The following is a 21,053-nucleotide window of genomic DNA, read 5'->3' as shown; positions in this document are numbered from 1 at the left end:
CTCCCACGCCGAGGACGTTTGTCTTTGTTGTAAGGTAGCTGTCATAATTGAGAATTACAACTGAAGAATTTAGATGTGATATCCGAACGACCTGGTTCGGATATTTTTATGTTAACCACATTGTTAACTTCTGTAAAGATTATCAAGGGGTTTTTAATAATCAATTTTATCTATATAAATGATAAAAAGAACTTATGTTCTTGAAAGTCATGTTCAGATAGACTTTCCGGAGTCAATGTCTGCTATGTCACGATCGCGATCGCAGCTCTACCCCGACGGGAATCTTCAGATAGCGTTACAATTCCACCGTTAAGGCTGTCTTTTATGGCCTTTTGTTAAGCACTGTTTACAATCTGCTTTACACTTTCGCTTGACAATCTCCCTCTCCCTGACCCGCTATGGACATCCTGCGCCTGCCCGCCCTGACGGATAACTATATCTTTATGCTCTATGACGCCGATCGCGCGATCGCGGCTGTCGTTGATCCTGCTGAACCCCAGCCCGTCCTCCAGGAACTAGAGCGTCTGGGGGCCACCCTCACGGCCATTTTCAATACCCACCACCATTGGGATCACATTGGCGCTAATGAGGCATTATTAAAGGCTTTCCCGCAGGTCGTGGTCTATGGGGGAGCCGAGGACCGGGGCCGGATTCCGGGGCAGCAGGTGTTTTTGCAGGGGGGCGATCGGGTTGAGTGGGGCGATCGGGTCGCTGAGGTTCTTTTTCTCCCCGGTCATACCCGCGCCCACATTGCCTATTACTTCCCACCAACCGATGGGCAAGCCTGGGGCGAACTCTTCTGTGGCGATACCCTGTTTGCTGGGGGGTGTGGACGTTTGCTGGAAGGAACACCGGCCCAGATGGTGGACTCCCTAAGCCAGATTCGCAGCCTGCCCGATCGCACCCGCATCTGGTGTGCCCACGAATATACGCTCAAGAATCTAAAGTTTGCCCTGACGGTGGATGGGGAGAATCCCGATCTCCAGGCACGGTTTGCAGCGGTACAACAGGCCCGACACCGCCAGGAGGCCACGGTCCCCTCGGAGTTGGGCCTAGAGAAACGCACGAATCCCTTTTTGCGCTGGGATCAACCCGCCTTGCAGCAGGCCGCCCAGAGCCAGGACCCAATCCAAACCTTTGCCCGGATTCGTGGGATGAAGGATCGGTTTTAAGAGTTTTAGTTGTCAGAGTTTCTTTAACGACCTGCTTCACCAATAACCTGTCATAAATGGGTTAACGATAGTTGTAGGAGTTCGTTAGTATCAAAATCTTCCTGACTCAGACCTTGAATAAAACCGACTGCTTTTTTCGCCGTATCGAGCATATGCTCAAGATAAACTCGATCATTCTTTTGCGACATAGTAAACCTCAGCACTCTTTAGAATTTGATCTCGAATTCGATAGTTAAGGGATTTCGGTGTGACCAGATCAATACTTCGTTGTCCAAATAAGGCTGACAGTTCTTCCTCGATTTGATGTAATTTCAGAAAGCCCGGTGTGAAGCCTGGTTCAAACTCAACTAGGATATCAATATCACTGACAGGAGTGAAATCATCGCGCAGAACGGAGCCAAATAGGGATAGTTTAAGAATATGCCACTGTTGACAAAGGGTTGCGATTTTATCGTAGGGGACTTCAACGTTTCTCAGTTTCATGACTGCCTTTCTCCTCAGATTTAGCGGCCTTTAAAATCAACCACGTCGGCATTGGGATACTTTCGTTGTAGGGCGTAGGAGGAATAAACCTGCCCTAACGGCGAATTCAGGCAACATAGCTCTAACTTGGTGTGATCGCTGTAGTGTTTGTACCTTACCGTATCTCGCACTTAGTCGAGAAGCTGCTGTTTTGCGGAGGTATAGGTTTCATATCAGAACTTTCCGCATAACACCCCTTGAGTTTAGCACTCAAAACCTTTCTACAACTGACTTTCAGCCTTTTTAAGGTAAAGTGCATATCCGCCAGATTCCTTCTAATACCCGTTTCTCCAGACGCTAAAAGCCTTATCCAGTAAGGCTTATACCCCTGTCGTAAACATTTGTATATCAAGCGATGAGCCGTGTTTGACACCTTGAAGGTTATAGCTGTATACTCCACTCAGAATCTATTGTAAGGCTTTAGTCTTCTATAAAGTGCCTAAGAGTTAGGCTGCCCATCGCCATATAATTATAATAGTTAGATGGAAAAACTCTCTCTAATAATATGCTAAATAACTCAAGTTATGGGTAGAATATGCCCTAATCACCTTTGTATGGGTTTTCTCTATGTTGATATGCAATTGTCGATAATGAGTAGTTTTTTGCAATGCTGCGCTTAGGTGAGGAGGTAAACCAGCAACTGGAGCTAGCAGGACCCCTCATAGTCTTTTTTGGGCTGCCTGAAAAAGAACAAGTCGCATTGTTACCAGTGTTAGAGGAAAGAAAATATGACTTCCCAGAGGGAGACCTTATAACAAGTAGTGCTCTTGAGGTTTTAGTGAGCGGTTACAAGGCTTACTTAAACTCAATTGTTATCTGGCTCATGATCATCCAAGATGAGTCAGACAATACAAACATGGAAGAGTTAATTTGGCTTGTTGATCAACTCTTGGAAACGGCTCACAAAATTGTGGAAGAACATGACGAGATTATCGATAATGTGGATTATCTTAGAACTTCTGAGTGGGCAAACCTTCGTTATCTTTCCTTTACCCTTAAACAGAAATTAGAAATTCAGTGGGTAGCCAATTCAGAGGTTATACGAAATTGTATGGAGTACTGGCTTCATCCTTAAAGATATGCTGCTTTGTAAGACTTCTGGATTATGAAGAATAATCGGACTCTGAATCCCTCTATGGAAGTGCTGGAGCATTCAGCATCCAGGCTAGTTATCTTAGATGGGGCAATGGTCTATAGCTATGGAAACATTCCTAGTGCAAACAGTTTAATTATTCAACCGTTGATTATATTCACGGTCTGTACTTTAGTCGTTTCTTTCTTCCCCGGCGCTTCGATTAAATTAGCTTTTATTTTGGGGAGCATTACAGCAGCACTACCATGCATAGGTTTGTTGCTAGTTAGAATATATGGAGGTGGGCGTTATCCAACCTACGTTTTTGATCAGCAAGTAGGAACTTTAACCTGCTCTACCCCTGCTGTTTTTCCATCTCGTCCTCCTAAAGTAACTCGCTACAGCCTAAATGACATTGTTGCTGTGAAATCTGTGACGGAGGCTAATGATGATCCTCCCCCCATCTACTGGCGAAAAATTCAATTAAAAATGCGATTAGACATTGATCTTGAGCTTCATCCAGGTCACGATGAACCCGAAAAACAGCAAGAGATGGTCACTGTGTTGCGTAGCTTTCTGAACCTGGATTAGCCTCCCAGGTTTTTGTACTCATCAAGTAGTGTATTGCTATAAATCGCCTAGCAACTGCGCTGCACTGGGTTGTCAATCGTTAACTATTCAAAAGGGACGATCTGTATCCGATAAATGCGAACTCCAGACTGATAGGTTCATAGGAAATTCAACCCACTAAATTAATGAAGCTTAAATCTATAAATCACAATCGAGATGTTTGGGCACTACGCCGATTTATGCTGGGAGCGCAAATCGCATCAATTGGGCTAATACTCTTTGGGGTAGTTGCGATTAGACTGTTCGTTGATCCAACGTTTTTAGGTACATATAGAGGAACCAGTGAGTGGATTTGGTTATGGGCTGCCTGTAGTTTTATTTTATCTGGAGTCTTTTTTGGTATTACTGCAACAAGATGGCCGCTGCGATTGATGTGGATTTTTCAAAACACTCAGCCACAGACTATGCAGCTAACCCTGAAGATTGATCGTGGTACGGACTCAACTGATTACGTGGCAATTCTAGATCATCATTGGTACGTTGTGGTTTATTCTCCAGCATGGAACGTTCAGCAGCTTCAGGAGATATCAATTCCCGCTCAAGTCTACTTTGATCCAACAACCGATCGACCGGCAGTAATTGAAACTAGGCAAGGGGTGCTGTGGGCTATGGCAGGGCGATCGTCCTACACATCGTAAATGATAAATATCCCCATGCTGATTGAGCGTAGAGTCACAAAGAATTTTCGCTGGGAAGCCACGGTTATTTTTCTAATGATAGCGATCGCTACATATGTTTTCACTTCTAACACTCTACCGATTCTGGTAACGTTTGTAGGATTTTTTATTTTCCTATCATTGCTAAGTCCCAGAAATATAGTTTACACACTTCAGCTCGATAGAATAGGTTTTTGTTTCAGAGAAAACCAACGCGTAAAATACCAGTACAGTTGGAGCGAAATTGAGACCGTCATGGTTGAAGCAGAGTACGGCGGGGGGCTGTATGAGATTACCTTACTCGTAGCCAACAGCTTTACTGTCAAAACTCTACCGTTTTATCTAACTGCTCAAGAAGCAAATACTTTACATATACAAGCAGCTAAATGGCCGGAAGCTACAAGTAAAATCGAAGTACGGCTTTAGAATAATTGACTTGAATAAGCAGAATTATCGGTAGTCGTAAATCTAACCTTTTATGAGAGCTAGGTACAACCTTCAGTGACCTAAAACTTTGAGATCTACTTCTCAGATGAGGGCGATAAAAGCGCGATAAATTCTGGACAGCGAATCTATTAGAAGATAGTCTATCATCTTCTTCGGGGAGCAAGGAGAGGTGTAGAGAGCCGATTAGTATAGATCCAATTATTCTGTTAAGGTGACAACTTGTTGAGACTGACGCTCAGTTTTACGATATGCTAACCAGATAGAATTTTTGACAGCTTTTTCAGGTTGCAAAATGAGCTTAAGGCGCTGCTCAGAAATCCAGGTATGACAAAGATAATCGGGTAAGATACTAAAGCCTAATCCCTTTCTTAAACAACCGCCTCTGCTGGCAACTCTGGCTACAACCACCCTTTCCCTCGGCTACGATATGGCTCAACATTTGCTGGCAGGGATTGTCACAGACCTGAACGCTGAACGTCGGGGACAAGGCATGGATCTAAATGTTTTCACATTATTTATTGGGTTTGGTTTAGGAGGTTTCTTGTTTGGCGAAATCTTACGGTTTGGGTTTGACCCTGCCTTGACCATTTTTGCAACGGTGATGGTTTGTGCGGCGCTATTGGCGGCAGTGGTGTTTCGCCGCGAAACTGCAAAAGGCTGAGCGATCGCCCAATCCCCTTCCCTCCTTATAAACCACCTAACAACTGCGCTGCACCGGAATGCTTATAGCCAATCGTTCAAAAGCCAAAGGTTATTTGCATCCGGTGAGCGCGACCATTAGGCGGCCCTTTGCTTGTCCGCTGATGAAATTTTCTTTAGTGTCTTGCATGGCGAGATTATCGAAGATTATCCGACTGACAAGCCTTATCCGAGTTGCCTGATTTTTGGCGAGAGTTTTGCTGGAGAACCGATTCACAGTGTTTGGGCTTACAATCAAGCAACAGAATGGGCAGTCTTAGTCACCGTTTACCGACCTGACCCTAACCGATGGATTGATTGGCGTATCAGGAGAAAGAAATGAAACCGTTTGAGCAGTGTCCTGTCTGTGGTGGTGAATTGGTTGAGAAGGAAGTAGAAAAACTTCTGAAAGGGGGTGTACACACGGCTATCCTCAAAGTGCGCGCTGAAGTATGCCTGCATTGTGGCGAGAGATTGTATTCTGTCGAGACAGTCAAGCGTTTTGAGCAGATTCGGCAGAAACTGGAACGGCAAGAAGTTGACGAGTTTCAGCCACTGGGTCAGACATTTCAGGTCGTGTAGGTGTGTTTTCCCAAAAACGGTCTGGCTATCAAACGCCAAAGATCCCAACCACGCCCAACGGGGGCAGCAACAACGCGGCAGCAACGCAGCTATGATTCGCATCGCCCTCGGCTATGGCCGCAAACACTTCCAACGCGGCGCGATCGTCTTCACCCTGAACGACAAAACCCTCAGACACAGCCCCTATGCCAAATTCACCGATGCCCTACGCGGCCTCACCGTCGTCTGTAGCGGTGACCTGCCTTCCCCGCAACTGCTGACCACCTACTGGAATCTCGCCCTCAAACGCTATGCCCACAAATAGCGATCGCAAAACACACCTGACGCCCTCCTTGTACCCTACCTAAGGGCGAATCCAGGCGATATCGCCCGATTGGGTGCGATAACTTGTGGGGGTTGAGCCTTACTGCCCCTTGCACGTGGTCAAGAAGCTTCTGTTTCAGGGATTCCGGTGGGATTGGCTGGCCGTCAGCCAAGGAAATTCAGTCTCAAGTCCCAGCCAGATCGAAAGCGTCTGAGTGTATAGTGGGGGCGTTCAATGCGATGTGCAACTGGGGGTAATCCTGGGTTGGTAGTTGGCACATCCCTTAAGGCGCAAATCGGGAACAGAATTAGGATCATGGCTTCTAGTGCACATCTTCTTGATGGAAAACAGCTTGCCCAAACCCTCCAGGCTCAACTGGCAGCGCGCATTCAAACCCTGCAAACCCAACACACCGGAATACGTCCCCCTGGGTTAGCGGTGTTAATGGTGGGTGACAATCCTGCCAGTGCCGCCTATGTCCGGGGTAAGGAACGGGCCTGTGCAAAGGTGGGAATTGCCTCCTTTGGGCAGCATTTTCCCGCCACGACTACCCAGGCAGAACTGGAAACCGTAATTCAGACCCTCAATCAGGACGATCGCGTGGATGGCATTCTGGTCCAGTTGCCCCTGCCGGATCATTTGGATGCTGTGCGCCTGCTCCACCTCATTGATCCCGATAAGGACGTGGATGGTCTCCATGCAGTGAACCTGGGACGATTGGTGCGCAACGAACCCGGTCTGCGCAGTTGTACACCCGCTGGCGTTATGCGGTTATTGGCCGCCTACGATATCCCGGTGGCGGGGAAATCTGCCGTCGTGATTGGGCGCAGTATCCTCGTGGGGAAACCCCTGGCCCTCATGCTGTTGCAGGAAAATGCCACTGTGACGATCGCCCATTCCCGCACCCCGGATCTCGCCGCCGTCGCCCGTAGTGCCGATATTCTGATTGCCGCCGTGGGACGGCCTGGTCTCGTCGATGCGTCAATGGTCAAGCCCGGAGCCGTGGTGATTGATGTGGGGATTAACCGGATCACGGATACGACGGGCACTAGCCGATTAGTGGGGGATGTGGATTTTGCGGCGGTGGCCCCGCTTGCCCAATATTTGACCCCCGTCCCAGGGGGCGTAGGGCCGATGACGATCGCCCTCTTGTTAGAAAACACCGTGCAGAGCTACTGTCAGCGTCACGCCCTCCCCAATTTTTGAACGTTGATGATTTCCGGTTCATTTCAGGGAACTCTGACAAAGGTACGGAGATCTCCTCAATTCTGCCCATCTGTTGATGGCAGCCAACCTGATGATAAAACGCCGCTTGTTTACTCACGCGATCGCGGGGGCGATCGGGGCTTCAGCGCTCACGGCTTGTCGCCAGTCCCCATCGGTACCGACGGCCAGCCCCATCGCACAACTCGATCAGCCCAATCTACGGTGGCGCATGGCCACCAGTTGGCCCAAATCCGTTGACGTTACCTTTGGTGCCGTTGATCAGATGTGCCAGATGGTTCGAGCCATGACCGATGGCCGCTTTGTGATCACCCCCTACGCTGCCGGGGAGTTGGCTCCAGGGCTAGAAGTGCTCCAAGCCGTGCAAGACGGTCGCGCCGAATGTGGCCATACCGCTGGTTATTATTACATCAACGAAAATCCAGCCTTGGCCTTTGCGACCACGGTTCCCTTTGGCCTCAACGCCCAGCAACAAAATGCCTGGATGTACTATGGCGGGGGCCTGGAGATGCTGCAAAAAATTTATACCGATTTTGGCGTTATTAACTTTCCAGGGGGCAGTACGGGCACCCAGATGGGGGGCTGGTTTAAGCAAGTAGTCAATACGCCAGCGGATTTGCAAGGCCGGAAAATCCGGATTCCTGGCCTGGGGGGGCAGGTGATGACGCGGCTAGGGGCAGAGGTGGTCGTCCTACCGGGCAATGAGATTTTTGCGGCGTTGGAGCAGGGCACCCTGGATGCGGCAGAATGGGTGGGTCCCTACGATGACGAGAAGTTGGGCTTGAACCGAGTTGCCCCGTTTTACTACTACCCCGGCTGGTGGGAACCGGGTACAACCTATGAATTTCAAGTTAACCTGCAACAGTGGCAGCAACTTCCCCAGGCGTACCGAGATATCTTCCAAGCCGCCGCCGCTGCCGCCAACTTGAGGATGCTGGCCCACTACGATGCGGTCAATGGGGAAGCCTTGCAACGGCTAGTCTTGGGAGGTACCCGCCTCTTGCCCTATAGTCAGGATATCCTCCAGGCTGCCCAGCGAGAAGCCCTAGCCCTTTACGAAGAACAGTCGGCCCAAAACCCCACCTTTAGGCAGGTCTATCAACAATGGCGATCGTTCCGCGAACAAATTTACCAATGGCACCGTGTCAACGAGTTAGGCTTTTCCAGCTTTGTGATTAATACCGTCACTCAATCGCCTTAACGGTAGGGACCCTAGCCATCCTTAAATGTCTGAGCATATGGGGAATAAGGGCTGTATTTTCTCCCGATGGTTCCCCCTTTTGTTATTAAATCAAGTTAATGATACTGATATGATTTTTCTGAAAAATCTACTCCTGAAGTTTTATCCAACCAGTATTCGGCAGAAGCTGAACCTAAGTTTTGGCATTTTAGTGAGTGTAACCTTGCTGGTGGTTAGCCGCAACTATTGGAGCAGTATCCAGGCAACCCAACACATTCAACGAACCCAAGCCCTGCGGATGCCGACAGTTCTGGCCTCTTCCTATGCCCAGGAAGAGCTAATGAGTATGTTATCTAACATCAGAGGATATCTGGTTACAGGAGAGTCGGAACTCCGTTATGAATACCAAAACTCGCGTCAAGCCTTTGAGCAACATCTTAGTAATCTGGAACAATTGTTAGCAACTCTGGATGCGGTCGGTAACGATCAGAGGCTCGATAAGATCCAAAAACAATATCAGGATTGGTCATCACTACCAGACAAACTTTTTACTCTGCGTGACCATCCTTCCCGTAATCAGCCCGCCTTAAATCTGCTAGAAAAAGAGGGGGAGGTTCTTACCCAAGTTATTCTCCAGGATATTCGCGAGGTACTCGTTGTCCAAACTCAGCGATCGCCTTCCATTGTCAATATGCAGCTACTTCAGCAGCTATCTGAGTTTCAAAGTTCATTCTCGCTGATGACGGCAGCCTTACAAAGTTATACTGTGACCCGCGAACCCACCTTTCGGTTTGCCTACAGCACCCACGTCAAGCAAAATGAGGCCGTCTGGCAAGCTCTAAGGCAACAAGAGGCATTCCTAACCCGTGACCAGCAAGCGATGATGACCGCCATCCAAAAGCATCGGCAGCAGTTTTTATTATTGGTGCCCCAGGTGATGGCGATCGCGGAAGGTGATCGCTATCGGGGGGATTTGTTCCTCTATCAAAGCCAAATTCAACCCCTAGCAGAGGAGATGTTGGTCCTGTTGGAGGAAATCGTTGAGTACCAACGACAAGCATTGGCTACCGAGTTACAAAGTAGCAACCGCAATCTAAGCATGGCCCAATGGCAAACGTTGCTCGGCGGGGGGATCGCCTTACTCCTGGCAATCCTCATGGCGTTCCTCCTGCGGCGACATATTGCCATCCCGGTTCAACGGCTAACGGCCATCAGCGATCGTATTGCCACAGGCGATCTGGATGTAAAAGTACCGGTTGACGCGAAGGATGAGTTGGGGACCTTAGCCATGACCTTTAACAAAATGACCAGTGCCCTGAAAGCTTCACGTCAGGAATTGGAAAACTATAGTCATACCCTGGAACATCGTGTGGCGATGCGTACGGAAGAATTACAGGAGAAAAATCAACAATTAAAACAAGCCCTACGGGATCTCAAGAAAACCCAATCCCAGTTGATCCAAACCGAAAAAATGTCGAGCTTAGGACAAATGGTCGCGGGCGTTGCCCATGAGATCAATAATCCAGTTAATTTTATCTACGGCAACCTTGACTATGCCAGTCGCTATATTCAAGATCTACTCGATCTGGTCATGCTTTATCAACGGGAAATTCCCCAGCCACCTGCCGCGATCAAAACCAAAATTGAAGCCATTGATCTGGTTTTCCTGGAGGAAGATTTGCCAAAGCTACTGAATTCGATGAAAATGGGTTCCGATCGCATCCGCGAGATCGTCCTCTCCCTGCGCAATTTCTCGCGGCTGGATGAAGCCGATCTTAAAACCGTAAATCTTCACGAGGGAATTGATAATGCGTTAGTTATTTTACAGAATAAGCTAAAAACGATTTCTAAAATTAAACTCATAAAAGTTATTAAAGACTATGGCGAACTACCGCTGATTGAATGCTACGCCGGACAACTCAACCAGGTCTTTTTGAATATATTAAGTAATGCCATTGATGCGATCGCGGCCACCCTAACTCCAGCCCAAGCTGACAAGCCAGAGGATGCCATCGTGTTGCAAACCGTCCCAGCCCCACAAATTACCATCCAGACAACCGTCCTGGTGGAACCAGACTGGGTTAGGATTACAATTACAGACAACGGTATGGGCATGTCTGAGGAAATACGACAACGACTCTTTGAACCGTTCTTTACAACGAAAGAGGTAGGTCAAGGGACTGGCCTGGGACTGGCGATCAGTTACCAAATTGTAGTTGAGCGGCATGGCGGGCGGCTGCATTGTTCCTCGGCACTAGGACAATACACCACCTTCACCATTGAAATTCCGACCCATCAGCCCCAACCCCAGCCCGTGGCTCTTTACATTTCTTAAAATTCGCGATATCGATCGATGAAGTCGTTGTTCAGACAGGAGCGTTAGCGATGCGATTACTCCACACCATGCTGCGGGTTGGCAACCTGGAAAAATCCCTCCAGTTTTATTGCGATGTATTGGGGATGAAGCTCTTGCGCCGCAAGGACTATCCTGGGGGAGAATTTACCCTGGCATTTGTGGGATATGGCGACGAAGCGGACCACACCGTTCTGGAACTGACCTATAACTGGGGAGTTGACACCTATGAGTTGGGAACCGCCTATGGTCACATTGCGATCGGCGTAGAGGATATCTACGCGACCTGCGACGAAATTCGGGCCAAGGGCGGCCAAGTTGTCCGGGAACCTGGCCCCATGAAGCACGGCTCTACCGTCATTGCTTTTGTTACCGATCCGGATGGTTACAAGGTCGAACTCATCCAAACCGCTGCCCCCACAACTGGTATCGACCCAACGGACACGCCCCGCGCCCTTAGCGCCCTACAGGCGAGCTAAGGATCGGCTCGGTTGCGACAAGCGCCCGACGCAAAGCCCACCACCAGGGAAGCAACCCATCCTGCGCCTACGGTATAGTCAGGCAACGCCATCGTTTGGGTCACTCCCCGCCCCAATCATCTGGCCTAAGCTGGAGGTAGGCAATCGGGGATAAACAAAACATCGGGTAGGCTTCTGGCCAGTGAGTGAGGCGCACTCGCCTACAAATTGAACGTGGAATAGCCCCCGGCGTGGAACGAGAACTCGTCTCCTGAGCGATCGCTACACCGCCAGCATCAGTTGTTTTCTGGGCACACTACTGATCTCGTGTCGATTAAAGAAATGTTTTAGATCGCTATCTTTAACTGAATTGAGCGTTTGGACGGGTACTCCAGGGGTTGGGGGTTGAGCATCAACCGCGAGTAGTGGCATTTCTTGCCAGCAGGTTCGGCAGAACCAGTACACCCTCCCCTGTCGGACACGGCGGAGCATCAAGCTCGAACAGCAAGGGCAGGAAGTCATAATGTCTTTTACCTCGGTTTTATCAAAAGCGATCAGAGCGAGCAAATTTAAAGTCAAAGGGGTATCAAAGTCAAAGGGGTATCGGTGAACCTACACCTTATACGTTAATCAGCAAAAATAAAGGTCTGGTAAATATTACTAAAATGCAACGAACCGACATGGATGGACACATAACGCAATCTTAAGCTTTGCTAAAGTTTTTGTTTTGCCCCTCCCTTCGTAGACAGCTATACAAAACATCATTGGTAGTTGGTTGGTGTCGAGCCTGCGAGGCTCAATCCGCTCACGTCCCCAGACCCCGACAGTCCACGCGATCGTTGACGGTTGCCCCATTTGGCCTTGGAGTACAGTACAGATAGCCTTGGAGTACAGTACAAATATGGGAGGATTGCCCGTGGGGTTTCCTTCAATGCCTCGCTGTCCTGCTGACCTATTGACCTATGTCTTCTGTTAAACCGCCTTTAATGGGCCTCACTGCCAACCAGTTCCGCCATCCCCTAGATTTGGAGGCGACTAATGCCCTAAAGCAGCTTCCCGGCTTGGATTTCGTGATCCGGAGCCTCCTGGGGCCGATGGCGGAGCAGTTTCTCTATTTGGACAATATTGCGTCGGGGATTTTGGTCGGGGAGCAGCAGTTACCCGATTTGTACCAGCTATTGTTGGACGCCTGTCGGATCTTGGAATTGGAGCCACCCCAGCTTTACGTGCGCCAAAATCCGGTGCCCAATGCCTACACCTTTGCCATGCGGGGGAAGCAACCCTTTATGGTCATCCATACCTCGCTGCTGGAGTTGCTGAATCCCGACGAAATCCAGGCCGTGATGGCCCATGAACTGGGTCACCTCAAGTGTGATCATGGCGTTTACCTGACCCTGGCCAACTTGATGATTCTGGCGGCGGGGCAACTGCCTAGCTTTGGGGGCGCGATCGCCCAAAACCTGCAAGCCCAGATCATGGAATGGCTACGTTGTGCTGAATTGACCTGCGATCGGGCGGCGCTCCTAGTAGCCCGTGATCCCAAAGTCATTATTTCCCTGCTGATGAAGTTGACAGGTGGGTCCCCCAGTCTTGCCAATCAGCTCAATGTGGATGCCTTCTTAGCCCAGGCGCGGGCCTATGATTCAGCCACCCAAACCCCGATCGGGGAAGCCCTGAAACAAGTCCATACAACTTCATTAACCCATCCGGTCCCGGTTCTGCGGGCACGGGAAATCGATCGCTGGGCTAACAGTCCGGCTTATCAAGCCTTGATCCAGGGGGACAGGCTGTTGTCTAAACAGGGGGCTAACCCGAAGGGGGGGTGGCGGAATTGGTAAGTGTGGCGCTCTCAGCATCGGTAACGGCTCAGCATCGGTAACAGCCATTAGGGTTTGATGCCAATCACCATTGAGTCGGGTCCCACCAAGGGTTCAACCCGAATTTGGGTAAACCCGGCTTCGCGCATCCATGCGGTGCAGTCGGCCCCGGTATAGTCAAAACCGCCAGGGGTTTCGATCAGCATATTCAGGCTCAGCATCAGACCAAAGGCATTCTTGGCGCGATCGTCGTCGATGATCGCCTCATAAACCACAAATGCCCCCCCTGGAGGAAGGGCGGCAAACGCCTTGGCAATGAGCATTTTCTTGGTCGGCAAATCCCAGTCGTGCAAAATGTGCCCCATCAGCACAACATCCGCCTGGGGTAGCTCCTGCTGGAAAAAGTCACCAGGGATAAACGTGACCCGATCGCCAACCCCCAGCGTCGCGATGTATTCCTCGAAAATGGGGGCCACTTCGGGTAAGTCGAAGCCGAAGCCTCGCAAGTGACTGTTCGCTTGGGCAATCTGGGCGGCTAGGTCACCCTGGGCAGTGCCCACATCCACAAAGGAGCGATAGGTCTGCCACGGGAAATTCTGGGCGATCGCAAGGTTGGCGCCCCGACTAATCCCCGTCATGGCAACCAGAAACTCTTTCAGTCGAGCGGGATCAGCATAAAGGGTTTCAAATAAACCAGGCCCACCCGCCTTAAGTTCATTTTGCGGTTGCCCCGTGCGCAGGGCTTCGGTTAGATGATTCCAGAAGGGATAAAGGCGATGGTTGGCCATTTCGAGAATGCCGCCAATGTAGGAAGGTTTGGCACGATCCAGAAACAGGTCCGTCTCCACCGTATTGGCATAGCGATCGCCCGTGCGGTCGAGGAAGCCAAGGGCAACCAGGGCATCAAGAAAGTCGCGGGCTGAGCGTGGATGTAAACCTAGCCGCCCCATCAGAGTAGTCAAGGGTTGCGCCCCGTGGGCTAGCTCTGTAAAGAGGCCCATTTCGATCGCACTTAACAAAACCTTCGCAGGCCAAAAGGCTAACCCGGTCTGCAAAATTCGGTCCGGACTTGGTTGTTCACTCATCTAAAGCTACCTAATTCGTGCAAACGGTATACCTTCAGGCTTTATTCTTTATCTTAAGGGCATTCCCATCAATTGTTCTATTGCGAAAATAAACTACCCTATTTCAGGCTTTTTTCAATAAGCATCCTTATTTTTTTAAGACACTCTGAATTGACAAGCATTGAGGCTAATCAAGCCCCTGTTTGTATAGTAGAAATGGTAAGCGCTATCCTGCATTGCTCGTCATGACACCGGAATCGCTGCTCAAGTTGCCGCCACAGGAGTACATTGTTTGGCGAACCTATAGTCAGGCGCTTGATTGGTTTTATCTGGTAGCAGGAATCAAACCCTAACTCCGGATGCGGACGGGGTTTACCGGAGCCAGCAATTGCCAGGACTTTGGTTGGCTGGCGATCGCCTCCGGGCGGGTGATCTGGCTGCGGTCCTTAGCGTTCTCCAGCAGGGGGTCAGTACGCCGGAACACCGAGCCTTCGTCGAACCGTTAAACGGATAGGGTGGGAGCATGGCTGCCCAGATGTGCCATTAATCGAGATCCCCCGGATGCACCTCATCTCTAAAATCATCGGCAACGGCATCCCCTTTTCCCTGATTGTCCCGAAGTCCTGTATCCCTTGTATAGTAAGCTTTCTAGGATTTTCCAGTCAACAGGTAGCTAACCGGCTGGCCTACCCCTGCTCCAAGGAGACCGGATTCGGTATAATAGGAGAGCTAACCCCAAGGGCGGGTGGCGGAATTGGTAGACGCACTACACTCAAAATGTAGCGACTTCGGTCATGCGAGTTCGAGCCTCGCCCCGCCCATGTCAATACCCATCTGTGCTTTCTATTCGTGTTTCTATTCTTAACGAAAGGAGCAATCCATGTCTCGACAATTGAAGCGGTGGGAGTCGCCCCGGCAGGAAGGGCGTAACCACAAAGGACGCGGTGGGTCGGCCCGTCAGCGCCAGCACCGCAAACAAATGCAACACCTGCGCCAAAAACTCAAGAATAACCAAAACCACGGGGAGGGATCGCACGATGCCTCCCTTTCTCTATTGTGGGTCCACCACCTTGGTTGCGATTCCACGCGCTCTCAGGCGTCGCTAGTCAGTCGCTAGTCGGCATGGGGTTGCAGGGGTAAGGTGTTGCGGAGGGTGATTAGCTCATCCCGGTGGGCAACGATCGTCACCGCGCTTTGCTGACTCGAACCTGCCGGCGATGCGGTGAGGGACTTAACCCGTACCTGAATCTGTTCCGGACGACCGGCTTTTTGCCAATAGAACCAGCCCGCGATCGGGGCCAATAACACCAACCCCCACCACAGGGGACCGACCTGGGGCAGCACCATCGACAACACCAGGGCCAGACAGAGAATCCCGATCGCCGCCAACAGGGACAAAAAGATCGCGAGACCGAGACTGGGGGCAACAACACCGCTGAAGGTGACCTGCTTTTGGGCCGGGTCTACTTGGACAATACGATAGGCCCGTGCGGTGAAATACTGCTCGAGCTGGGTGAGGAGGGCGTCTTCCGGCTGGGGGGAGAGGAGGGTTTCGGCTTCTGTGCGATCCTTGACCGAGGCGCGGATGAAGAAGAAGAGGCCGATCGCCATCAGCAGAGTTAAAAATAAAGTCGAAGCGAGGGGGGTAATGGTCATTGGCAAGGAGTACTCCGTCAGGTAGGCCGTCAATGTCCCTACTTGCATCCTATAATTAGTTGCAAATCTTTACAAATATCGGGTTAACGTTAGATCTTAAGGGGTGACCGTCATGGGCCGTGAAAAAGTGGTGGCGATCGTAACGGGGGTGATTTCCGTAGGACTGGCGATCGCCTATCTAGCCTTGGTGCAATTACTAGACCTGCGGGGGGCAATGGTGCCGGCTCCCGTCGAACCGTTAAGTATTTTATTTTAAGGATTTTGCTGATTAACCTCGGCTAAACTCACCGCAAGCCTGAGGGGATTAGATGACGCTCTGCGTGACCCCGCCGAGGCAATTCAACCCGATCCGGAAGGCGAGTCTTGTTAGACTCACAAGCTCTGTAGACTATACCGCAGCCGCAGCAAACAGGAGAGACCCCCATGCAACTGACCCCCCAGGAAAAGGATAAATTACTGATTTTCACCGCTGGCTTGCTGGCTGAACGGCGGAAAGCGCGAGGGCTGAAGTTGAACTACCCAGAGGCCGTGGCCTATCTGTCGGCAGCGATCCTGGAAGGGGCGCGGGAGGGGCGATCAGTCGCCGATCTCATGAACTATGGCACCACACTCCTAACCAGGGAGGACGTAATGGACGGGATTGCGGAAATGCTGCCGGAGGTGCAGGTGGAAGCAACTTTTCCCGATGGCACTAAGTTAGTGACGGTCCACAATCCTATTCGGTAGCCTTGCGGGTGGGTGGAGGGGGCAGCAGCAGTAAGGTTAGGAAAGATGGTGAATGCTAGCTAACGCATGGCGGTATCAGGATCAGTTTCCAAAGCACGTAACTGTTCCGCCCATTGTTCAGCCCCCGATCGCGCTGGAAGCAACCCAGTGCGCCAGGGTTGACAACTCCCCGGCCTAAAGGCGCGGGGATTCTTGGATCACAGGGTGTCTTAGACATTGCCCTCACCAAGCAGCGTCAATCAGCCGCCAGGGTAGCGATCGTCAACACCTGAGGGGGAGTGGCATCGGGGGGATAGAGAAACTCAATACTGACTAACCGCCGATCGCCGGCCCCCAGCCGCAACTGGACCAGGGGTTCTCCCGGCTGTCCCCGCCTTTGGACCAAATGCACATCCCGCAGTTGGGGCAACCCCAAATCGTTAACAAACTTAACCCGTACTGGCCCTCGGAAAAAGGTGCGATCGGGGGGAGGATCGAAGAAGCGCAGGCCATTCTGGCTAAGTTCATCCTCCTTAATGGGAGTTTGCAGGGAAACCACCACAGTTTGGGGGTTGGGGCTGGCGTTGTGCAACGGTAGGGTCAGGCTGTATTGGATGCCGTAGTTACCGTGGGCCTCGTAGGCCGTGTCGGGATAGCGCACCAGCATCCGGGCGCTTTGGTTTTGTCCCGTGCCCAGGCGTCCGCCATAGAGGGTTGCCAGACCATAGGAAACCGCTTGCCCTGGCGCGGGCAGGGTGAAATCGGGGGCACTTGGTGCATCGGTCAGTTGCGCCCGCCAGTGGGACCCCTGGGCTACCCCCGCCACCCGACCGTAGACAATCGGCCCCGGCGCCCCGATCGGCGACGGAGCACGATCGCGCGGTCCCGCCAACTGCCCCGTGGTCAACAGGGTTTGCCAAGCCTCCAGGGCGGGCGGTTGTTCCTCGCCCGTTGCATCCACCGCTGCAAATTGGGCCAGACTTGCCAGATAGACGGGACCATCACTGCGTAGCCGCATCAGGGTGGAACGGCCATTCAGGGGCGGCTCCAGGGTTTTGACAGGAATGGGTAAATTAAAAAGCAGTTGGTACGATCGCGGCGCCATTCGGATTTGGGGCGGAAAGATCGCTTGACGCTGGCCCCGCAGGATATCGCCCATCACCCGGCTCCCTGGTCCTGCGAACACCGTCCCCAGGGGATTCTCAACCACGGCGGGCAGGGGGATGAAGGGGGCATCGGGTTGGCTGAGGTAACTGGCCGCCTGCAACAAGGCGATCGTCACCGGGCGATCGCCAGGATTGTAGAGCAACCCAGCGATATAGAGCGTGCGCAGGTCATCCGGGGTTTTGGCCCGCGCCACATGGTGGGCAAAGACATCAAAGCGGCCTTGGAAGGGAAAATGCAGGTGGGCGGTCGGCACCCGTTTCCCCTGGGGCGGGAAGGTAGAGAGTAAAATCCCCGGTTCCTGTACCAGTTCCGGACTGTTACTGTTAAACACTGGCACCGTATCCAACTGCCCCGGTAAGGGACGGACAACCTGGGGTTGGACAATCTCTTGGGGGGGTGGCGGTGCAGGCGGGGTTTGGGCCAGGGGTAGCAAGGGAAGAAAACTCAGCATAACTTTTGGCTCAGTGGCATCAAGCGACGATCGTCAAAGCAGTTGGCCAGCAGGGGGATACCCCCTAGTCCCTAATCCCCGGAAAGATGGACCACCAACTCTCGGTGATGTCCCCGTTGGCGATGTTCCCAGAGGTAAATTCCCTGCCAAGTGCCAAGGACTAAACGTCCCTGTCGGACTGGAATTTGTTCCGAGGTATGGGTCAAGACCGTCCGAATGTGGGCGGGCATATCATCCGGTCCTTCGGTGCTATGGATATAGGCATGGCCTTCGGGCACCAGTTTAGCCAGAAAGGTTTCCAGATCCTTGAGGACATCCGGATCGGCATTTTCCTGAATAATGAGACTGGCAGAGGTGTGGCGCAGGAAGAGGGTACACAATCCGGTCTGGATACCGGATTCCGTGACGATCTGCTCAACTTGGCGGGTAATCTTATGTAGGGATTTGCCATTGGTGCGGATGCTGAGAATTTGCTGATAATGGGGCATACGATCGCTCCGGTCAATGTGTGTATCAGTGTATAACGATGGCCGCGAGTGCCCTGTGGTTCATCAAGGTTGGCAGCCCCTCTGCCCCAAGGGGCAGCACAGCCAATCGCTCTGAGACTACCCGTGAATTGGCCTACCCCTGAGCAGCGGGGCAATGCCCACCCATACCCCAACCGTCATAGGCGCTATCGGCAATGTATCAGCGTATCCTAATTCCGATCGATGGCAGTAGCTGTAGTCAGCTTGCCCTGCAACATGGCCTGGAATTGGCCCAGGCGATCGGCGCTGAGGTAACCCTGCTCCACATCTTGGAAAATCCCCTCACCCCTTCCCTAGTGGGCTGGATGGGACCCGGCCCACTTCCCTACAGCTACACGCTTCTCCAGGATTTACGGCAAGCCGCCCAGGCGATCCTCGCGGCGGCGGCCCAAGCAGCGGCCCAACGGGCCGTCCCGGCCACAACCGTACTCATTGAAGAGGACTTCCCGGCCACGGTGATTGGGCAACAGGCCGCAGCACACGATTTGGTGGTCATGGGCACCCACGGGCGCAAGGGAATCGATCGCCTCTTCCTTGGCTCCATTACTGAGGGCGTCTTGCGGCATATCCATACGCCCCTCTTAATTGTCTGCCCTGAGCCGGTATCTAACTAAGACTCTAGGTCCTTAACCTCCTTGGGCACGGCAGCACTGAGCACTTCATGCCCCGTGGCGGTAACGAGAACATCATCCTCAATACGAATGCCAATCCCGCGCCAGCGATCGGGGATTTCCGGTTGCCCTTCAGCGGGCTGGGTTTCCGGGCCAATATAGAGTCCGGGTTCCACAGTGGTAATGTACCCCGGCTGGAAGGTTTGCCAGGTTTCCCCCTGGCGGTAAATACCCGCATCATGCACGTCCAAGCCTAACCAATGGCCTGTGCGATGCATATAGAAGGGTTTGTATTTTTCGGCCTCAATCAGTTCATCCAAGCTACCGACTAAGAGGCCCAGTTCCACCAAACCCTCCGTCAATACCCGCACGGCTGCTTTGTGCATCTGGTCATAGGCATTGCCCGGTTTCACTTCCGCGATCGCGGCTTTCTGGGCCGCTAAAACCAACTCATACAGCGCCTTTTGTTCCGCCGTAAACCGGCCATTAATGGGGAAGGTACGCGTAATATCCGAGTTGTAATAGTGATAGGCACATCCGGCATCAATCAGCAGCAACTCCTGATCTTGCATCTGCCGGTTATTGTCCACATAGTGCAAAATGCAAGCATTTGGCCCCGAAGCCACGATCGACGGATAGGCCGGTCCCATCGCCCCGTTAACCCGAAAGTAATGTTCCAATTCCGCCTGAATTTCGTATTCATAGCGACCGGGGCAAGCTTGCCGCATGGCTTGCAGATGGGCTTCTGCCGCGATGGCGATCGCCTCACGGGTGAGGGCCAGTTCCGCCGCACTCTTCACCTGCCGTAACGCCCCCATTATAAAGCGCGGATCTTCGAGGGCGATCGGTCCAGTCCCTCGCTTATTGTAGGTTTGCAGGAGCTGCTGCCAGTGGCGCAAAATTCGATCATTGAAAGCTTGATTCTGCCCAAACCGATAATAGATCCGCTCAGCTTTTTCGAGATATTGGGGTAACTTTTCATCCAGTTCCGTGATCGGATACACCGCATCGGCCCCTAGGGCATCTTTGGCAGCGTCCACCCCCAGCCGATACCCCGTCCATACCTCCTGTTCCCAATCCTTAGCCCGGACAAACAACACATAGCGATGCTCCTCATGGTGCGGCGCCAACACGACAACTGCATCCGGTTCATCAAAGCCCGTGAGATAGAAAAAATCGCTATCCTGGCGAAAGGTATACTCGACATCATTGTGCATAATAGCGGTTGGGGCACTGTGGAAAATCGCCGTCCCACCCCCAATTTTCTCCATCAGGCGTTCCCGCCGTTGCCGATATTCGTTCTGCATCCTATCTGCCCACACTGAATATTTTCAAGGGATTCTAAGGGAGCCAGCCGCTCCGGGGCTAAACCGGTGATCGCCCCATCATCACTAAGTTCCCAGGATAGCAAACTTGGCTAGGGGAACCGCCGCCAGCCACAAAATCACCCAAACTGGTGAGGCGTTAGGGGTGAGCGGTTGCCTAGGGTAGGACAGGCTGATCTCAGGCCGCAGCATCGAAATACAAGGAGTAAACCGTGGACATCCGACTAACCATTGGCCCTGACAGCTTTACGGGGACCGTCGCCGCTGAGATCATCTTTGCGTTTCGCGGCAATGATACGGTGAGCGGCGCAGCGGGAGATGACCTCATCTATGGTGGCAAGGGGCACGATCGCCTCAATGGGAACGAAGGCAACGATACGCTCCGGGGAGATTTGGATAACGACACGCTGGAGGGCGGGGCGGGCAACAACTTCCTCTATGGGGGGCGAGGG

28 protein-coding genes and 1 tRNA gene are annotated in these 21,053 nt (G+C 52.0%); 21 read left to right on the top strand and 8 right to left on the bottom strand.

Annotated elements, in window-relative coordinates; translation table 11 throughout:
- Positions 1-398 precede the first annotated feature (398 nt).
- The gene (gene gloB, locus ACWIUF_RS06165; RefSeq protein ID WP_448571412.1) at positions 399-1,172 is read left to right on the top strand and encodes a hydroxyacylglutathione hydrolase; all 774 of its coding nucleotides are present in this window, start codon (positions 399-401) and stop codon (positions 1,170-1,172) included.
- Between the two features lie 171 nt (positions 1,173-1,343).
- On the opposite strand, the gene ACWIUF_RS06160 is transcribed toward gloB, so the two are convergent.
- Entirely contained in the window at positions 1,344-1,655 is a 312-nt protein-coding gene (locus ACWIUF_RS06160) for a nucleotidyltransferase family protein (RefSeq protein ID WP_448571411.1), read from the bottom strand.
- Positions 1,656-2,301: 646 nt separating this feature from the next.
- Here ACWIUF_RS06160 and ACWIUF_RS06155 point away from each other — a divergent pair.
- The 4 genes from ACWIUF_RS06155 to ACWIUF_RS06140 all read left to right on the top strand — a co-directional run bounded on the left by ACWIUF_RS06155 (position 2,302) and on the right by ACWIUF_RS06140 (position 4,478).
- Entirely contained in the window at positions 2,302-2,769 is a 468-nt protein-coding gene (locus ACWIUF_RS06155) for a hypothetical protein (protein ID WP_448571410.1), read from the top strand.
- A gap of 60 nt (positions 2,770-2,829) precedes the next feature.
- Complete coding sequence (locus ACWIUF_RS06150) at positions 2,830-3,357, top strand: hypothetical protein (RefSeq protein ID WP_448571409.1); 528 nt, start codon at positions 2,830-2,832, stop codon at positions 3,355-3,357.
- Between the two features lie 164 nt (positions 3,358-3,521).
- The gene (locus ACWIUF_RS06145; protein ID WP_448571408.1) at positions 3,522-4,034 is read left to right on the top strand and encodes a hypothetical protein; all 513 of its coding nucleotides are present in this window, start codon (positions 3,522-3,524) and stop codon (positions 4,032-4,034) included.
- A gap of 15 nt (positions 4,035-4,049) precedes the next feature.
- Complete coding sequence (locus tag ACWIUF_RS06140) at positions 4,050-4,478, top strand: hypothetical protein (protein WP_448571407.1); 429 nt, start codon at positions 4,050-4,052, stop codon at positions 4,476-4,478.
- 219 nt (positions 4,479-4,697) lie between these two features.
- Here the strand turns inward: ACWIUF_RS06140 and ACWIUF_RS06135 are convergent, their stop codons facing one another.
- Positions 4,698-4,907 carry a LysR substrate-binding domain-containing protein gene (locus ACWIUF_RS06135; RefSeq protein WP_448571406.1) on the bottom strand — a complete coding sequence of 70 codons (210 nt, stop codon included), beginning with the start codon at positions 4,905-4,907 and terminating at the stop codon, positions 4,698-4,700.
- Positions 4,908-4,926: 19 nt separating this feature from the next.
- Between ACWIUF_RS06135 and ACWIUF_RS06130 the strand changes: the two genes are divergently transcribed.
- From ACWIUF_RS06130 to ACWIUF_RS06090, 9 genes are all read left to right on the top strand, one after another.
- The gene (locus ACWIUF_RS06130; RefSeq protein WP_448571405.1) at positions 4,927-5,160 is read left to right on the top strand and encodes a hypothetical protein; all 234 of its coding nucleotides are present in this window, start codon (positions 4,927-4,929) and stop codon (positions 5,158-5,160) included.
- Between the two features lie 132 nt (positions 5,161-5,292).
- Positions 5,293-5,520, top strand: coding sequence for a DUF4258 domain-containing protein (locus ACWIUF_RS06125; RefSeq protein WP_448571404.1), 228 nt, complete (start codon positions 5,293-5,295; stop codon positions 5,518-5,520).
- Positions 5,517-5,759 (top strand): YgiT-type zinc finger protein, encoded by a 243-nt coding sequence (locus ACWIUF_RS06120; protein WP_448571403.1) that lies wholly within the window; start codon positions 5,517-5,519, stop codon positions 5,757-5,759. Before ACWIUF_RS06125 ends, ACWIUF_RS06120 begins: the two co-directional genes overlap by 4 nt.
- A gap of 91 nt (positions 5,760-5,850) precedes the next feature.
- The gene (locus tag ACWIUF_RS06115; protein WP_448571402.1) at positions 5,851-6,063 is read left to right on the top strand and encodes a hypothetical protein; all 213 of its coding nucleotides are present in this window, start codon (positions 5,851-5,853) and stop codon (positions 6,061-6,063) included.
- Between the two features lie 315 nt (positions 6,064-6,378).
- Entirely contained in the window at positions 6,379-7,269 is an 891-nt protein-coding gene (gene folD, locus ACWIUF_RS06110; protein WP_448571401.1) for a bifunctional methylenetetrahydrofolate dehydrogenase/methenyltetrahydrofolate cyclohydrolase FolD, read from the top strand.
- A gap of 76 nt (positions 7,270-7,345) precedes the next feature.
- Positions 7,346-8,488, top strand: a complete 1,143-nt coding sequence (locus tag ACWIUF_RS06105) for a TRAP transporter substrate-binding protein (RefSeq protein ID WP_448571400.1) — start codon at positions 7,346-7,348, stop codon at positions 8,486-8,488.
- A gap of 109 nt (positions 8,489-8,597) precedes the next feature.
- The gene (locus ACWIUF_RS06100; protein ID WP_448571399.1) at positions 8,598-10,802 is read left to right on the top strand and encodes an ATP-binding protein; all 2,205 of its coding nucleotides are present in this window, start codon (positions 8,598-8,600) and stop codon (positions 10,800-10,802) included.
- 50 nt (positions 10,803-10,852) lie between these two features.
- Positions 10,853-11,299, top strand: a complete 447-nt coding sequence (gene gloA / locus ACWIUF_RS06095; RefSeq protein WP_448571398.1) for a lactoylglutathione lyase — start codon at positions 10,853-10,855, stop codon at positions 11,297-11,299.
- A 941-nt stretch (positions 11,300-12,240) separates the two neighbouring features.
- Positions 12,241-13,116, top strand: coding sequence for a M48 family metallopeptidase (locus tag ACWIUF_RS06090; protein WP_448571397.1), 876 nt, complete (start codon positions 12,241-12,243; stop codon positions 13,114-13,116).
- 47 nt (positions 13,117-13,163) lie between these two features.
- Here ACWIUF_RS06090 and ACWIUF_RS06085 read toward each other — a convergent pair whose 3' ends face one another.
- Entirely contained in the window at positions 13,164-14,180 is a 1,017-nt protein-coding gene (locus tag ACWIUF_RS06085; RefSeq protein WP_448571396.1) for a methyltransferase, read from the bottom strand.
- Positions 14,181-14,478: 298 nt separating this feature from the next.
- Here ACWIUF_RS06085 and ACWIUF_RS06080 point away from each other — a divergent pair, with 298 nt between their 5' ends.
- The 3 genes from ACWIUF_RS06080 (at position 14,479) to ACWIUF_RS06070 (ending at position 15,276) form a co-directional block, all read left to right on the top strand.
- Complete coding sequence (locus ACWIUF_RS06080; RefSeq protein ID WP_448571395.1) at positions 14,479-14,673, top strand: hypothetical protein; 195 nt, start codon at positions 14,479-14,481, stop codon at positions 14,671-14,673.
- A gap of 225 nt (positions 14,674-14,898) precedes the next feature.
- A tRNA-Leu gene (locus ACWIUF_RS06075) sits at positions 14,899-14,980 on the top strand.
- A 59-nt stretch (positions 14,981-15,039) separates the two neighbouring features.
- Positions 15,040-15,276 carry a hypothetical protein gene (locus ACWIUF_RS06070; RefSeq protein ID WP_448571394.1) on the top strand — a complete coding sequence of 79 codons (237 nt, stop codon included), beginning with the start codon at positions 15,040-15,042 and terminating at the stop codon, positions 15,274-15,276.
- On the opposite strand, the gene ACWIUF_RS06065 is transcribed toward ACWIUF_RS06070, so the two are convergent.
- Positions 15,273-15,815, bottom strand: coding sequence for a cofactor assembly of complex C subunit B (locus tag ACWIUF_RS06065; protein WP_448571393.1), 543 nt, complete (start codon positions 15,813-15,815; stop codon positions 15,273-15,275). The genes ACWIUF_RS06070 and ACWIUF_RS06065 overlap by 4 nt on opposite strands.
- 112 nt (positions 15,816-15,927) lie before the next feature.
- Here ACWIUF_RS06065 and ACWIUF_RS06060 point away from each other — a divergent pair, with 112 nt between their 5' ends.
- Entirely contained in the window at positions 15,928-16,071 is a 144-nt protein-coding gene (locus ACWIUF_RS06060; protein ID WP_448571392.1) for a hypothetical protein, read from the top strand.
- Positions 16,072-16,238: 167 nt separating this feature from the next.
- Complete coding sequence (ureA, locus tag ACWIUF_RS06055) at positions 16,239-16,541, top strand: urease subunit gamma (protein ID WP_448571391.1); 303 nt, start codon at positions 16,239-16,241, stop codon at positions 16,539-16,541.
- A 235-nt stretch (positions 16,542-16,776) separates the two neighbouring features.
- On the opposite strand, the gene ACWIUF_RS06050 is transcribed toward ureA, so the two are convergent.
- Positions 16,777-18,138, bottom strand: coding sequence for a DUF3370 domain-containing protein (locus tag ACWIUF_RS06050; RefSeq protein ID WP_448571390.1), 1,362 nt, complete (start codon positions 18,136-18,138; stop codon positions 16,777-16,779).
- 71 nt (positions 18,139-18,209) lie between these two features.
- Positions 18,210-18,626 (bottom strand): secondary thiamine-phosphate synthase enzyme YjbQ, encoded by a 417-nt coding sequence (locus tag ACWIUF_RS06045; RefSeq protein ID WP_448571389.1) that lies wholly within the window; start codon positions 18,624-18,626, stop codon positions 18,210-18,212.
- Positions 18,627-18,820: 194 nt separating this feature from the next.
- On the opposite strand from ACWIUF_RS06045, the gene ACWIUF_RS06040 reads away from it, so the two are divergent.
- Positions 18,821-19,279, top strand: a complete 459-nt coding sequence (locus ACWIUF_RS06040) for a universal stress protein (protein ID WP_448571388.1) — start codon at positions 18,821-18,823, stop codon at positions 19,277-19,279.
- On the opposite strand, the gene ACWIUF_RS06035 is transcribed toward ACWIUF_RS06040, so the two are convergent.
- Complete coding sequence (locus ACWIUF_RS06035; protein WP_448571387.1) at positions 19,276-20,583, bottom strand: aminopeptidase P N-terminal domain-containing protein; 1,308 nt, start codon at positions 20,581-20,583, stop codon at positions 19,276-19,278. The genes ACWIUF_RS06040 and ACWIUF_RS06035 overlap by 4 nt on opposite strands.
- Positions 20,584-20,667: 84 nt before the next feature.
- On the bottom strand, positions 20,668-20,793 hold the full coding sequence (locus tag ACWIUF_RS06030; RefSeq protein ID WP_448571386.1) for a hypothetical protein: 126 nt from the start codon (positions 20,791-20,793) through the stop codon (positions 20,668-20,670).
- 20 nt (positions 20,794-20,813) lie between these two features.
- On the opposite strand from ACWIUF_RS06030, the gene ACWIUF_RS06025 reads away from it, so the two are divergent.
- Positions 20,814-21,053 (top strand): calcium-binding protein (locus ACWIUF_RS06025; RefSeq protein WP_448571385.1); only part of this gene is annotated, 240 nt, incomplete at its 3' end.

Source organism: Trichothermofontia sp. (assembly GCF_053493415.1).
This window is presented reverse-complemented; position numbering and strand designations above follow the sequence as displayed.

Bases quoted from the DNA above. Each gene is read 5' to 3' on its own strand.
- gloB (WP_448571412.1), top strand. From the start codon at position 399: ATGGACATCCTGCGCCTGCCCGCCCTGACGGATAACTATATCTTTATG.
- ACWIUF_RS06160 (WP_448571411.1), bottom strand. From the start codon at position 1,655: ATGAAACTGAGAAACGTTGAAGTCCCCTACGATAAAATCGCAACCCTT.
- ACWIUF_RS06155 (WP_448571410.1), top strand. From the start codon at position 2,302: ATGCTGCGCTTAGGTGAGGAGGTAAACCAGCAACTGGAGCTAGCAGGA.
- ACWIUF_RS06150 (WP_448571409.1), top strand. From the start codon at position 2,830: ATGGAAGTGCTGGAGCATTCAGCATCCAGGCTAGTTATCTTAGATGGG.
- ACWIUF_RS06145 (WP_448571408.1), top strand. From the start codon at position 3,522: ATGAAGCTTAAATCTATAAATCACAATCGAGATGTTTGGGCACTACGC.
- ACWIUF_RS06140 (WP_448571407.1), top strand. From the start codon at position 4,050: ATGCTGATTGAGCGTAGAGTCACAAAGAATTTTCGCTGGGAAGCCACG.
- ACWIUF_RS06130 (WP_448571405.1), top strand. From the start codon at position 4,927: ATGGCTCAACATTTGCTGGCAGGGATTGTCACAGACCTGAACGCTGAA.
- ACWIUF_RS06120 (WP_448571403.1), top strand. From the start codon at position 5,517: ATGAAACCGTTTGAGCAGTGTCCTGTCTGTGGTGGTGAATTGGTTGAG.
- ACWIUF_RS06115 (WP_448571402.1), top strand. From the start codon at position 5,851: ATGATTCGCATCGCCCTCGGCTATGGCCGCAAACACTTCCAACGCGGC.
- folD (WP_448571401.1), top strand. From the start codon at position 6,379: ATGGCTTCTAGTGCACATCTTCTTGATGGAAAACAGCTTGCCCAAACC.
- ACWIUF_RS06105 (WP_448571400.1), top strand. From the start codon at position 7,346: ATGGCAGCCAACCTGATGATAAAACGCCGCTTGTTTACTCACGCGATC.
- ACWIUF_RS06100 (WP_448571399.1), top strand. From the start codon at position 8,598: ATGATTTTTCTGAAAAATCTACTCCTGAAGTTTTATCCAACCAGTATT.
- gloA (WP_448571398.1), top strand. From the start codon at position 10,853: ATGCGATTACTCCACACCATGCTGCGGGTTGGCAACCTGGAAAAATCC.
- ACWIUF_RS06090 (WP_448571397.1), top strand. From the start codon at position 12,241: ATGTCTTCTGTTAAACCGCCTTTAATGGGCCTCACTGCCAACCAGTTC.
- ACWIUF_RS06085 (WP_448571396.1), bottom strand. From the start codon at position 14,180: ATGAGTGAACAACCAAGTCCGGACCGAATTTTGCAGACCGGGTTAGCC.
- ACWIUF_RS06070 (WP_448571394.1), top strand. From the start codon at position 15,040: ATGTCTCGACAATTGAAGCGGTGGGAGTCGCCCCGGCAGGAAGGGCGT.
- ACWIUF_RS06065 (WP_448571393.1), bottom strand. From the start codon at position 15,815: ATGACCATTACCCCCCTCGCTTCGACTTTATTTTTAACTCTGCTGATG.
- ACWIUF_RS06060 (WP_448571392.1), top strand. From the start codon at position 15,928: ATGGGCCGTGAAAAAGTGGTGGCGATCGTAACGGGGGTGATTTCCGTA.
- ureA (WP_448571391.1), top strand. From the start codon at position 16,239: ATGCAACTGACCCCCCAGGAAAAGGATAAATTACTGATTTTCACCGCT.
- ACWIUF_RS06050 (WP_448571390.1), bottom strand. From the start codon at position 18,138: ATGCTGAGTTTTCTTCCCTTGCTACCCCTGGCCCAAACCCCGCCTGCA.
- ACWIUF_RS06045 (WP_448571389.1), bottom strand. From the start codon at position 18,626: ATGCCCCATTATCAGCAAATTCTCAGCATCCGCACCAATGGCAAATCC.
- ACWIUF_RS06040 (WP_448571388.1), top strand. From the start codon at position 18,821: ATGTATCAGCGTATCCTAATTCCGATCGATGGCAGTAGCTGTAGTCAG.
- ACWIUF_RS06035 (WP_448571387.1), bottom strand. From the start codon at position 20,583: ATGCAGAACGAATATCGGCAACGGCGGGAACGCCTGATGGAGAAAATT.
- ACWIUF_RS06030 (WP_448571386.1), bottom strand. From the start codon at position 20,793: ATGCTGCGGCCTGAGATCAGCCTGTCCTACCCTAGGCAACCGCTCACC.